Genomic DNA, 12,737 nt, shown 5'->3' with positions numbered 1-12,737 from the left:
AAGCTCATGCCCGCCGAGGTTTAGTGCGGCGGGCATGAAAATTCACATCAGTGACGCGGTGACAAATGTAGTCCCGCAATCGTGCAGCGCACGGAACCTCCGGCCAGTTCCAATGTTGGAATAGCGAGCGGCAGCAATGTTGCAGAAGCTGAAATTCGTTCCCGCTGTTCTTCCGTCAGCACATCATAAGCCGTCTGCGAAAGTGCAAGCAGCGGTCCGTCTTTGCCCATCAGTTCGATTGCATTGCCTGCAAAGGAGGACACCTGTGCATTGCTCAGCTCAATCACATCACGCCCAGTCGATTGCAGACGGGAGACCACTTCGGCACGCCGTGCGGTATCGGTGATCATCTCGGTGCCGATCAGCGCAAAGTTGGTTCCAACGCACATCAAAACATTGGTGTGGTAGATGGAGGTGCCTTTGTCGTCTTCCGCCGCGAACACCATTGGCTCGAAGTTGAAGTGCGTACAAAAGCGCTCCAGAGCGATCGGGTTGGTTCTGTCACTTTCAACCGCATAGGCCACCCGGTCGATATGATCGAGCACCATGGCACCGGTACCTTCCAGATAAAGACCATCCTGCTCAAGGCCAGAATAATCAATCACATCCTGCACACGGTAGTTGCTCTTGAGCATCTCAAGAATGTCCTGGCGACGCTCCAAACGGCGGTTTTCTGCTTCATCGGGAAGATGGCCACATGTCCGCCCGCATGGGTAGAGAACCAGTTGTTCGGGAAGACGCAATCCGGAAGTCCCGGATTGTCGCCCTCAAACACATGCACCCGAACCCCATAAGCTTCCAGCTGCGCAATCATGGCAGAGTGCTCGTCGTAAGCCTGCTTGGCATGATCCGCATCTGTTGTGATCTCAGCCTGAAAGGCGTTGTCAGCAGCAGTTTCAGCGTTGACTGAGAAGTGATGGGGCCGAACCATCACAACAGCACCTGGGGCCTGAACTGAAGTCCGGTTCATGCAGTCTCTCCACCTTCAGGATTGGCGCGCATCACCATTCCAAAAAGGTCACGTGGATCATCTGGGTCTGCCAGCATGTCCAGATCATGATAAAGGCCAGTGCTTCCAGCTGATCGCGAACATAACGCAGAGCGGAGAAGTCCTCTGTTGCAAAGCCAACGCCATCGAACAGAGTAATCTGACGATCGCTGGTGCGGCCCTCTGCCTGTCCGGTGATCACCTTCCACATTTCAGTAACCGGGAAGTCTTCAGGCATCTGCTGAATTTCACCTTCAACACGGGTCTGCGGTGGATACTCAACAAACACATCAGAGCGGGAGAGGATGCCGCTGGCAAGCTCGGTTTTGCCTGGGCAGTCGCCACCAATCGCGTTGATGTGCACACCGGTGCCGACCATGTTGTCGGAAAGAACGGTCGCGTTCTGCTTGTCAGCCGTACAGGTGGTGATGATCTGTGCGCCAAGCGCAGCTTCTTCCGGGCTCTTACATGGCTGCAAGGTCAAACCACGACCTTCCAAATTGCGCATCAGCTTTTCCGTCGCTTTCGGATCAATGTCATAAAGGCGCAGAGTTTTGATGCCGCAGATTTCCTTCATGGCCAGCGCCTGAAACTCGGACTGAGCTCCGTTGCCGATCATTGCCATGGTGTGGGCATCCTTTGGAGCCAGATGCTTGGCCACAACGGCAGAAGTGGCAGCAGTGCGCAGAGCGGTCAGAACGGTCATCTCGGTCAGCAGCACCGGGTAGCCGGTGTAAACATCAGCCAGAAGACCAAAAGCAGTCACAGTCTGCAGACCTTCCTTGGTGTTCTTTGGGTGGCCGTTCACATACTTGAAGCCGTAGGTCACGCCATCAGAGGTTGGCATCAGTTCGATAACGCCTTCCTTGGAGTGGGAGGCCACGCGAGGGGTCTTGTCAAACAGCTCCCAGCGACGGAAGTCCTCTTCCACATACTCGGCAATGCCGGAGAGCATGGTTTCAACGCCAATGCGGTGAACCAGTTTCATCATGTTGTCGACGCTGACGAATGGAACGAATGCACGTTCTGACGGGGCAGGGGCTGACATGAGCTTTCCTCAAGTAATTACAGTTTCCCTAGTATCAACTGTACAAATTGCAAAAAACATATAAATCTTGCTAAGTATGCAAGATAGTTTTTGACAGATTGCTATGTAATTTTTATATTATTGTTAAACCCATGGGTTGAGGCGGGGCATGAAGCAAAACCAGATTGCGAAACACATATATGACGACCTTGACAGGCAACTGATCGGCCTGTTGCGTCAGGACGGGCGTGCTCCGGTTTCAAAACTTTCTCAGATTATGGGTGTCTCAAGAGCGACCGTGCAGGCACGTATGGATCGCCTTCTGGAGACGGGAGCACTTCTTGGGTTTACCGCCCGAGTGCGCGAAGATTATGACAGCGGCGAAATCAGAGCGGTCATGATGATCGAGGTGATGGGACGCAACACCTCGCAAGTTATTCAAAAGCTTCGCGGATTGCCGGAGCTTCAGGTGCTGCACACCACAAGTGGAAAGTGGGATCTGGTTACAGACATACGTGTCGAAAACCTCTCAGAGTTTGACCGTGTGCTGCGTGAGGTGCGCCTGATTGAAGGCGTCATGAACAGCGAAACCAGCATCCTCCTCTCAAGCGTCTAAATCACTCCGTCCTGCAGCAAGGCTTTGATGAACCATTCCACGGCTTGTCTGTGAGACTGGGATTTGCGAGAAGCCACATAGAATTCTGAGGTCCACGTCAGGTTAGGATGCTCCAGCAAGCGCATATTGCCGGTCTCAACCCACTGCGTAGCATAATGGTCTGGTAGAACGCCCAGAAACTTCCCGCTAAGGATAAGCGCGGCGGCAGCTTCCATGTTGGTCACTATTGCTTTGGGCTCAGGTGTTTTGGCATCGCGCGCCACAATCATATCGTAGGAACGCTGGCACACAGCGTGATTGCTCAGGATCTCCGGTGAGATCTCATCTTTGCCTGCATCAAACAGCTCATGCTCGCGGCCACAATAAAGAAAGTGGTTCTCGCTGCAGACCTTGATGTACTCCAGCTCATCCCGCTTGCGCTTAAAGGGTGCCAACGCAATATGTAGGCTGCCGGTGATCAGGCCTTCTTTCAGATCATTAGGAGAGGCGACAACGATCTCCAGATTGACGTCGTTTTCCTTTGAAAAGAACCGCTGCAACGCAGGTACAAGTGGAAAGCCCGGTAGGCTGATCACCGTATCCACGATGCCAATGCGCAACTGCCCGGTGATGGTTCCGCGCAGCTCCAAAAGCTCTGCATCAAAGTCCTCAACCATCCGGATGATTTCGCAGGCTTTCTCATAGGCGATCTTGCCGCGCTCGGTCAGCTGAAAGCCACTGCGCCCGCGCTCGCACACACGATAACCCAGTGCAATTTCCAGATCTCGGATCCGGCAACTGATGGCGGATTGTGAGATCCCCAACCGGAACTGAGCCTCTGAAAAACCACCACATTCCACCACAGCACAAAATGCTTCCAGGAGATTGTTTCTGAGAAGTTTCATCTAATGTTCTTTCTGTTCTCAGATAATTTAATTACATTGATATATTTCATGTAAACATAACTTATTTGATATTTTTTCTCAGTTCAACATCGAGTGTGCTGGTGGCGAGGAAGGAAGAGCGAGTTCTGTGGGAGGATCAAATGAGCTCAATTCTTAAGTCGCTAAAAGCAATGACTGCTGCAATGGTTCTGAGTGCTGCACCGCTCAGCGCCCATGCGGAAGACTGGAAGTTCGCTATTGAAGAAATTCCAGGTTCCATCATGGATGCCTACGCGCAGGAGTTTAAAAAACGTATTGAAGCCAAGACCAACGGGGATGTGACCATCACAATCTTCCCGATGGGCACACTTGGCACACCAACGGACACGGTTGAACAGGCAACGGACGGGCTGATCCAGTTCACCAACGTCTCCATCGGCAATCTAGGCACCATTGTCCCGGAAAGTCAGATTTTCCTGCTGCCTTATCTGTTCCCCTCTGATGCCAAGGCAGTTTCTGACATTCTGAACAACTCCAAGACCATTTACGGTGATCTGAACGATGATTTCCGCAAGCGCGGTCTGGAAGTGCTGACCATGTATTCTGAAGGGCCGCAGGTCTGGACGACGAACAAGGAAATCAGAAACCCGGATGATTTCTCCAACTTCAAGATGCGTGTGATGGTCTCTCCAATTCTGCTGGAGACCTACAAGAACATGGGCGCCAGCCCAACACCACTTCCATTTGGCGAAGTGTTCGGCGCATTGCAGCTTGGTGCCGTTGATGGGCAGGTCAACCCGGTCCCGACCATCGAGGAAATGAAGTTCTATGAAGTGACCGATTACCTCATCTGGGCAGGTGAGCAGGAGCTGGTGACCACCGTTGTTGCTGGTACAGATTGGTTCGACACGCTCTCGCCAGATCGTCAGAAACTGGTCCGGGAAACCATGGCCAGCATGTCCGGGTTTATCGATGGCGTTGTCACGGACTTCAACCAGAAGCGCCTCGATATCATCAAGTCCAGCAAGCCGGATATCAATCTCGTTGTTCTGTCGGAAGAAGAGCGTGATGTCTTCCGCGCCCGCAGCGAAGCAACTGAAAGCGCGTATGTGGAAGCGGCAGGAGATCGCGGCAAAGTTCTGCTCGACGCTCTGAGAACTGAGATCGCGTCAACTCATCAATAAAGGAATACCCACACTCCAGCCTGAGGCATGGGGTGTGGGCTCACTGGAGGAGGGAGCCGATGGAACCCCGTTCTGTCCCCTTTAAGCTCCTCGGGAAAGTTGACGGCATAATATGTAAGATTGAGGTCTTCATCCTCAGTTGGGGCATCATCGCCATGGCCGTAAACACCATCGCGAATGTGTTCGGGCGCTATGTCTTTCATCAGTCGATCTACTTTTCAGAGGAACTCAACGAGTTCTTGATCGTCATCATCACGTTCATGGGATTGGGCTATGCCACGCGAAAGGGCATCCACATTCGCATGTCCGCCATCTACGACGCATTGCCGAAAAAAATGCGCAAGATTCTGATGATCCTGATCACGATCATGACCGCAACAATGATGGCTATCCTCACTTGGTACGCCGTTGAATATGTTGCCAAAGTCGCAAGCCGTGGCCGGGTCACACCAGCGCTGCAGGTGCCGCTCTATCTCACCTACATCTGGGTGGTGATCGGCCTCGCTCTGGCAACCCTGCAATATCTCCTGACAGCCCTACGCAACCTCAATCTGGCTGAGGAGGAGATCTACGTCTCCTATCTGGAAGTGGACAGCTACGAAGACCCGGAAACAGCCGCGGCTGTGGCGCGCTTCGTGGAAAAAGAAGAGGGGGCTGTAAAATGACAGAACTCATGCTCACGGTCATGATCGCCCTGCTGCTCTTCGGCTTCCCCATGAAGATGCCGCTGATCTCGGCGGCGTTCATCGGCTTTCTGATCTATTTTCCAAACTTCAGTCCGCAAATCCTGATCCAGCAGATGATCGGCGGCGTCAAACCATCCGCTTTGGTGGCCGTGCCCATGTTCATTCTGGCAGCAGATGTTATCACACGAGGTCATTCCGCCGATCGCCTGATTGATGTGGTGATGCGGTTCATGGGGCATATCAAAGGCGGTCTGGCCATCTCAGTCACCAGCGCTTGTGCGCTGTTTGGCGCGGTTTGCGGCTCAACGCAGGCCACCGTGGTGGCAGTTGGTGGCGCCATGCGTCCGCGCATGCTCAAGTCCGGCTATTCAGACAGCTTCACCATTGGCCTCATCGTCAACGCCGCTGATCTGGCCTACCTGATCCCGCCATCCATCGGCATGATCATTTATGGCGTTGTATCGGGCACTTCGATCTCCCAGCTCTTCATTGCGGGGATCGTACCAGGCCTCATCATCGTGGCGTTCTTTTCCGCCTACTGCATGTGGCATGCCTACAAGCACGACATTCCGGTGCTGGATCGATCTGACTGGGGCGAGCGATTGACCGCCGTCAGACGTGCTGTCTGGCCTATGGGTTTCCCAGTCATCATTGTTGGCGGCATCTATGGTGGTGTCTTCTCACCAACTGAAGCTGCGGCCATCTGCGTGCTCTATGCGGTTGTTCTGGAAGCGTTAATCTTCAGATCCATCCGCCTGCGGGACCTGCCGGATATCGCTCTCTCAACGGGCGCAATCACCTCTGTGGTGTTCATCCTGATCGCAGCAGGTGCGGCGTTCTCATGGACCCTGTCGTTTGCGCAGGTGCCACAAACCATCATCAGCTCACTGGGCCTCAACGAAGCCGGTCCAATGCTCACGCTGACGGCGATCATTCTAGCCTTCTTTATCGGCTGTATGTTTGTCGATTCAATCGTGGTGATTTTGATCCTGGTGCCAATCTTCGCACCACTCATCAAGTCCACGGGGCTGGATCCGGTTCTGGTCGGTGTTCTCATCACACTGCAAGTCGCTATCGGTGCAGCCACACCGCCATTCGGCTGCAACCTGTTCACGGCCATCGCTGTGTTCCGCAGGCCTTTCGTGGATGTTGTGCGCGGCGTACCGCCATTCCTGCTGATCCTGCTGCTGACCACGGCACTGGTGATGGCGTTCCCACAAATTGCGTTGTTCCTCCCGGAACTCGCCTACAGATGATCAAGTAACGGAGAAAAAAATATGTCTGAACATGGATATGCGTCCGGGCGTTTGAACCTGCCATTTGTTGGCATCTCAACCTTTGGCAAAAAAGAATATGTGTGGGATTGGGATGCCATTGATGCAGACGTAGCAGTCCTCGGTGCACCATTTGATTTCGGCGCCCAGTGGCGCTCCGGTGCTCGTTTTGGCCCACGTGCTGTCCGCGAAGCATCCACGCTGTTTTCCTTCGGTCACGCGGGGGCTTACGACCATGAGGATGATGCAACCTATCTGGGCGGTGATGTCCGTATCGTTGATATTGGGGATGCAGACATCATTCATACTAAAACGGAAGAAAGCCACACGAACATTCAGGTGGGCGTCAAGAAGATCCTGGACGCAGGCGCACTGCCTGTGGTGATTGGCGGAGACCACTCCATCAACATCCCATGTATTCGCGCATTTGAAGAAGACTGCGCCAAGAATGGTCCAATCCACGTCATTCAGATCGATGCACACCTCGATTTCGTGGATGAGCGCCACGGCGTCACCGAAGGTCACGGCAACCCGATGCGCCGCGCGATTGAGAAAGACTACGTTTCCGGCATGACCCAGCTGGGCATCCGCAATGTGTCTTCAACCGCCAAAGAAGGCTACGACGATGCCCGCGCAAGAGGATCTGACATCCTCTCTGTTCGTCAGGTGCGTGAATTGGGCCCGGAAGCTGTGCTCAGTCGCATTCCGGAAGGCGCACGTTACTACGTGACCATCGATATCGACGCTTTCTGCCCGTCCATCGCATCCGGCACCGGCACCCCTAGCCATGGTGGCTTCCAGTACTATGACGTTCTGGAAATCCTGCAGGGCCTCAGCAAACGCGGCGATGTGGTTGGCATGGATCTGGTGGAAGTCGCCCCAGCATACGACCCATCAGATTCAACCAAATCCTCGCCGCCCAGCTCCTCCTCAACTTCATCGGCTTTATCTTCCATAACAAGAAAAGCTGATTGAGCTGAAAGCGCTTAAAACCAAAAGAAATCCCGGGTCACAGCCCGGGATTTTCATTTTGAGGAGTTGGAGTTGAGAGCCGCAAATCAGCTTCGTGGTTTCAGGTTCTCCGGGTCATAAAGCGGAGCGTAGCCGATGCCGACAACTTCAACCGGGTACACCTCGTCGAAGTAAGAAACTTCAAGCTTGCGGCCTTCCTCGCAATACTCTTTGGGCAGGTAGGCCAGGGCGATGTTTTTGCCGATGCTCGGGCCGTAGGCAATGGACGTTGTGTACGAACGCCGGCCCAGTTCATCCATCAGAGTTTCACCGGTCTCTGGATGCATCACGGGCAGATTGCCAACCGGGAAGCGGGCCACACCGTCCTTGTCGATGTTGTCTGTCATCACCAGAGTACACAGCATCGCTGGTTGAGCCTCACGAGCACGATAGGCAACATGCTTCTCCTTGCCCCGGAACTCAGCAGCCTTCACTTTCGGGCGTGCCAGATCAGCTTCAAACAGATTGTACTGCGTATGCAGATCAGCGTTTTGCAGGCGTAGGGATTTTTCAAGACGGCGCGAGTTTGCATAGGTCTCAACGCCAACCGCAATCACTCCAATCTCACGAAGCGCATCCCAAACGGCAAGGCCGTCTTCATAGCGCATATGCAGCTCCCAGCCTTGCTCGCCTACATAGGAGATGCGGAAAGCGGAAACCGTTTTGCCTGCAATGGTAATCTCGCGGATAGCTGCAAACGGAAAGTTCTCCACGCTCAAAGCGTCAGGATCATCAACCACCTTCTGCAGGTTCTCACGGGCATTCGGCCCCCAGATGCCAATAGTGGTGTAATCCTCGGTCACATCAGCGATGGTCACGTCCCAGCCGTTGTCATCCGCAACGCGCTGCATGTAAACAAGGTCACGTGCCCTGCATCAGCGCCATTCACCAGCCGGCAGCGATCATCCATGCGGAACACAGTAAAGTCTGCACGCACATTGCCATCATCATCCAGCATGTGGGTGTAAATGCCTTTGCCGATGTTGTTGTCACCGCCAATTTTAGCAGCACACAACCACTCCATAAGCGTGACATGGTCCGGGCCGGAAATATCCGTGATGTGGAAGTGTGAGAGGTTGATGATGCCGCAATCCTCACTCATCTCCAGATGCTCAGCATTGGAAACCCGCCAGAAATGTCGATTGTCCCACTCGTTCTCGCGCTCAGGCACCCGGTTGCCGTGCTTGACCAGCAAATGCTCGTTGGCCGCATATCCGTGCGCACGCTCCCAGCCACCCAATTCCATGAAGTATCCGCCCAGTTCAACCTCACGCTCATAAAACGGAGAGCGCCGAATACCGCGCGCATTTGCAAACGGCTCACGCGGGTGAACCGGCGGGTTATAGATCTTCTTGGCTGTTTCCCAGCAGCGATCATGAATGTACTGCTCGTTCAGCTGGAACTCGTTGAACCGGGAAAAATCAACAGAGTTGTGGTCGATATGGGTTTTGCCATGGGTCATCCAGTCAGCAATCAGCTTGCCCATGCCCGGACCGTCCTTGATCCAGATGCCCACCGCATACCAAAGCCCGCGCAGCTTTCGGCTTTCACCCATGGACGGTCCGCCATCAATGGAGGTTTGCAACAGGCCGTTGAAGGAATGGCTTTCGTTGAACCAAGCTCTGCCAGAACCGGCGTCAGCTCCATGGCCTTCTCAAGCGGCTCAATCACATCTTCGAGCACCAGATCCCGTTGAGAGGGAGACAGACGGGCCTGATCTTTCTCCAAAATCTCACGCGGATGAACAAGGCGAGGGTTTTCTTCGTAGTAGTAACCCCATTCAATCTGGCCACCCTCAGTGCTCTTCGGATCGCCTGTATCACGCATATAGGCTGAGTTACCCTGATCCCTCAAAAGTGGCATGCCGATCTCAGCGCCAGTGCCTTCAAACTCGTTGTAAGGACCAAAAAAGGTGAGGGGGTGATCCACCGGCATAACGGGCAGATCCTCACCCGCCATCTCCGCAATCAGACGCCCCCACAGCCCTGCACACACCACCACATGATCTGCATGGATCGTGCCGCGCTCTGTCATCACGCCAGTAATACGGCCATCTTCCGTTACAAGTTCCAGCGCAGATGTGTTCGCAAAAATCTTGAGATTGCCGCTGTCAACGCCCTGATCAATCAGCTTACCCGCTACGGTTTGCGAGCGCGGCACCACTAGGCCCGCATCTGGATCCCACATGGCACCCTGGATCTGATCTTCTTCCAGAAGCGGGAACTTCTCTTTTGCTTCAGCTGCGCTGATAATTTTCACATTGGTGCCAAACGCCTTGCCGGAATCCACGCGCCGCTTCAGCTCCGCCATACGCTCATCATCGCCCACACGGGCCACTTCCAAACCGCCGATCCGTGCGTAGTGGCCCATCTTCTCGTAAAAATCCATGGAATACATGGTGGTCCAGCAGGTCAGCAGATCGTGGCTGGTGGCGTAGCAGAAGTCAGAGGCGTGTGCCGTGGACCCGATATCCGTCGGAATGCCAGACTTATCGATGCCAACAATGTCGTCCCAGCCGTTCTCAATAAGGTGATGAATGACCGAGGCTCCAACAATGCCGCCAGCGCCAACAATCACAACTTTCGCTTTGCTTGGAAATGCGGACATGATCTCGATCCTTTACTTCAGTGGAGCACTCGCTGGTGTGGGGGAGCGTTTGACAAGGGGCTTTATGAGGTGAAGACGACGGTGCTGTTGTCGTTGAGCATGACGCGGCCTTCCAGATGGTACTTGACCGCCCGGGCCAGCACGCGCGATTCAATATCGCGGCCTGTTGCCACGAAATCCTCGGCTGTCATGCCGTGGTTCACGCGTTCGGTTTCCTGCTCGATTATCGGCCCTTCATCCAGGTCCGGCGTCACGTAATGCGCCGTGGCACCGATCAGCTTCACACCTCGGTCGTGCGCCTGATGGTAGGGCTTTGCGCCTTTGAAGCTTGGCAGGAACGAGTGGTGAATGTTGATGATCATGCCAAAGAACTTGCTCGACATTTCATCAGTCAGCACCTGCATGTAACGCGCCAGAACCACAAGCTCAGCATTGGTGCTTTCAATCAGTTCCGACAGCTTGGCTTCCTGCTCCAGCTTGTTTTGCTTGGTGATCGGCCAATGGTGGAACGGAATGCCTTCGTGGTCGGCAACACCTTGACTATCCGCATGGTTGGAGACAATTGCCACAACCTCCGCATCCAGCCAGCCCACTTTGATCTGATAGAGCAGATGCAGCAGCGCATGATCAAATCTGGAGACCATGATGATGATCTTGGGCTGACGTGAGAAATCCTCCACCTTCAGCCGCATCTTGAAGCGATCAACGGCAGGTGACATGGCCAGTTCCAGAGCGGCCTTGTCGATGTTTTCAGGCACACGCACGGCAACGCGCAGGAAAAACTGGTTGGTCTTGCGATCGCAGAACTGGTTCGCTTCAACAATATTCGCGCCGCGGGACGCCAAAGCAGAGGTCACTGTCGAAACAATGCCCGGCTGATCAACACAGGTGAAGCGGAGGATGAAGGTGGTCTCACTCACTGGAATTGTCTCTCCCAATCAAATTCCCAAATGAAACAAGGCGTTTTGCAGCGACCTTGGCATCATCAAACCATCAATTTGGCGAGAATTACCGCCCGGAAATAGGAGATTTGCGTCACAATGGGATTACCCAGACGACATTTGTCGCCCCAAACACTCCCCATCTCACGCCCGATCAATTTTCACGGCAAAGCAAATTCAATGCATAGCCAACCAGACTCAAATTAAGTATAAATACTGCATGACTTAGATGCGTTTGCGGCATCTCTTCTGACTGGCAGGGCCACGATCAAACAGGCAGCCAACGGGAAGGGAAACGGCAATCGCAGATGAAGTCGAAATGGTCAGAGCAACAGGATATTTGTGCCACTGAAGACAGGTTGAAACTGACCGGGATCGCAGGGACCCGGAGCGCAAAAGCCAATGGAGACATGGGCTGAGATCGCTCCGCATTTTGGGAGAGCATTTTGTATGACACAAGCGACCTCGCAGCCGACCACCGCGCTTCGCAAACCTGTTGCCAGGCAGGAGAAAACCCGCTTGTCCGTGGGCTTCATCCTCGCCAAACGCTTCACCCTCTGCGCCTTTGCCAACTTCGTGGATGTGCTGCGCCTTGCAGCCGATGAAGGTGACCGCAGCCGCCCGATCCTGTGCAACTGGACCGTTCTCTCCGATACCATGGACCCGATCCCCTCAAGCAGCGGCATCTCGGTCCATCCAAAGGAACGGCTGGGAGACCCGCGCAGGTTCAACTATATCGTTGTCGTTGGTGGTCTTATTGAAGACGGCACAGATCTGAGCGCGGGCTATCAGAACTTCTTGCAGGAAGCCGCCGCTGCCGGAGTGCCGCTCGTGGGCGTTTGCACCGGCGCATTCCTGCTGCACCGCGCCGGATTGCTGGATGGATACCGCAGCTGTGTCAGCTGGTTCAGCCACTCAGATTTTAAGGAACAGTTCGACGGCCTCGATCCGGTCACCGATCAGATCTTCGTGGTCGACAGAGATCGTCTGACTTGCGCAGGCGGCGTCAGCTCCGCCCATCTGGCGGCCTATCTGGTGGACAAACATGTAGGCACGGCACATGCCAACAAAAGCCTTCACATCATGATCATCGATGATGCCCATCAGGCTGAAAAGCCCCAACCGGGCATTCCGCTGGATCTGAAAACCCAGAACCCCATCGTGCAACGTGCGCTTCACATTATGCAGCAGAACATTGATGCCCCGATCTCCATTCAGGAAATCGCGCAGCGCATGGGCAAGAGCAAACGCCAGATCGAGCGATACTTCCGCCTGTCTCTGGAAACTTCACCGCAAGTCGCGTTCCTCAACATCCGTCTGGACCTTGCCCGCCATCTCGTTCTCACCAGCCAGAAGTCCGTCGCTCAAATCGCGGTCGACTGCGGGTTCTGCGATTCATCCCATCTCAGCCGCATGTTCCGCCGCCGGTATGGCTGTACACCGCAGGTGTTGCGGGGACTGCCAGCCCCTCAGGAACAAGTCGCCTGACGCAAAAATGCCGCCGAGGCTGAACCCCAGCGGCATCTTCATTCGCAATAAC

At 54.3% G+C, this 12,737-nt stretch carries 7 protein-coding genes and 4 pseudogenes; 6 read left to right on the top strand and 5 right to left on the bottom strand.

The genetic code is table 11. From position 1 onward, the window contains the following. Positions 1 to 47 precede the first annotated feature (47 nt). Positions 48 to 970, bottom strand: a pseudogene (gene ctlX / locus JCM12308_RS00180) (citrulline utilization hydrolase CtlX). Beyond that, positions 967 to 2,036, bottom strand: a pseudogene (gene ocd / locus JCM12308_RS00175) (ornithine cyclodeaminase). The pseudogenes ctlX and ocd overlap by 4 nt, the downstream one beginning before the upstream one ends. Positions 2,037 to 2,184: 148 nt before the next feature. On the opposite strand from ocd, the gene JCM12308_RS00170 reads away from it, so the two are divergent. Then, the gene (locus JCM12308_RS00170) at positions 2,185 to 2,631 is read left to right on the top strand and encodes an Lrp/AsnC family transcriptional regulator (RefSeq protein ID WP_075697437.1); all 447 of its coding nucleotides are present in this window, start codon (positions 2,185 to 2,187) and stop codon (positions 2,629 to 2,631) included. Here JCM12308_RS00170 and JCM12308_RS00165 read toward each other — a convergent pair. Further along, complete coding sequence (locus JCM12308_RS00165) at positions 2,628 to 3,515, bottom strand: LysR family transcriptional regulator (RefSeq protein WP_054782499.1); 888 nt, start codon at positions 3,513 to 3,515, stop codon at positions 2,628 to 2,630. The two genes, JCM12308_RS00170 and JCM12308_RS00165, sit on opposite strands and share 4 nt — an antisense overlap. A gap of 140 nt (positions 3,516 to 3,655) precedes the next feature. On the opposite strand from JCM12308_RS00165, the gene JCM12308_RS00160 reads away from it, so the two are divergent. From JCM12308_RS00160 to speB, 4 genes and pseudogenes are all read left to right on the top strand, one after another. After that, complete coding sequence (locus JCM12308_RS00160) at positions 3,656 to 4,678, top strand: TRAP transporter substrate-binding protein (RefSeq protein WP_041768521.1); 1,023 nt, start codon at positions 3,656 to 3,658, stop codon at positions 4,676 to 4,678. A gap of 59 nt (positions 4,679 to 4,737) precedes the next feature. After that, a complete protein-coding gene (locus JCM12308_RS00155; RefSeq protein WP_054782498.1) occupies positions 4,738 to 5,343 on the top strand; it encodes a TRAP transporter small permease in 606 nt (201 codons plus the stop codon). Further along, positions 5,340 to 6,620 (top strand): TRAP transporter large permease, encoded by a 1,281-nt coding sequence (locus tag JCM12308_RS00150; RefSeq protein WP_054782497.1) that lies wholly within the window; start codon positions 5,340 to 5,342, stop codon positions 6,618 to 6,620. The genes JCM12308_RS00155 and JCM12308_RS00150 overlap by 4 nt, the downstream gene beginning before the upstream one ends. 21 nt (positions 6,621 to 6,641) lie before the next feature. Beyond that, positions 6,642 to 7,609, top strand: a pseudogene (gene speB / locus JCM12308_RS00145) (agmatinase). 87 nt (positions 7,610 to 7,696) lie between these two features. Here the strand turns inward: speB and JCM12308_RS31175 are convergent. Both JCM12308_RS31175 and purU read right to left on the bottom strand, forming a co-directional pair. Next, positions 7,697 to 10,256: pseudogene (locus JCM12308_RS31175) on the bottom strand (GcvT family protein). Positions 10,257 to 10,318: 62 nt separating this feature from the next. Then, a complete protein-coding gene (gene purU / locus JCM12308_RS00130) occupies positions 10,319 to 11,176 on the bottom strand; it encodes a formyltetrahydrofolate deformylase (RefSeq protein ID WP_054782495.1) in 858 nt (285 codons plus the stop codon). Positions 11,177 to 11,647: 471 nt separating this feature from the next. Between purU and JCM12308_RS00125 the strand changes: the two genes are divergently transcribed. Beyond that, positions 11,648 to 12,685, top strand: coding sequence for a GlxA family transcriptional regulator (locus JCM12308_RS00125; protein WP_008547190.1), 1,038 nt, complete (start codon positions 11,648 to 11,650; stop codon positions 12,683 to 12,685). The last annotated feature ends 52 nt before the right edge of the window (positions 12,686 to 12,737 follow it).

Origin of the sequence: Pseudovibrio denitrificans JCM 12308, assembly GCF_001310815.1 — a bacterium.
Classification (GTDB): Bacteria; Pseudomonadota; Alphaproteobacteria; order Rhizobiales; family Stappiaceae; genus Pseudovibrio; species Pseudovibrio denitrificans.
The sequence above is the reverse complement of the archived record's forward strand: the minus strand, read 5'-3'. Positions and strand labels throughout refer to the sequence as shown.

Coding starts and splice junctions, on each gene's coding strand:
- JCM12308_RS00170 (WP_075697437.1), top strand. CDS start 2,185: ATGAAGCAAAACCAGATTGCGAAACACATATATGACGACCTTGACAGG.
- JCM12308_RS00165 (WP_054782499.1), bottom strand. CDS start 3,515: ATGAAACTTCTCAGAAACAATCTCCTGGAAGCATTTTGTGCTGTGGTG.
- JCM12308_RS00160 (WP_041768521.1), top strand. CDS start 3,656: ATGAGCTCAATTCTTAAGTCGCTAAAAGCAATGACTGCTGCAATGGTT.
- JCM12308_RS00155 (WP_054782498.1), top strand. CDS start 4,738: ATGGAACCCCGTTCTGTCCCCTTTAAGCTCCTCGGGAAAGTTGACGGC.
- JCM12308_RS00150 (WP_054782497.1), top strand. CDS start 5,340: ATGACAGAACTCATGCTCACGGTCATGATCGCCCTGCTGCTCTTCGGC.
- JCM12308_RS00125 (WP_008547190.1), top strand. CDS start 11,648: ATGACACAAGCGACCTCGCAGCCGACCACCGCGCTTCGCAAACCTGTT.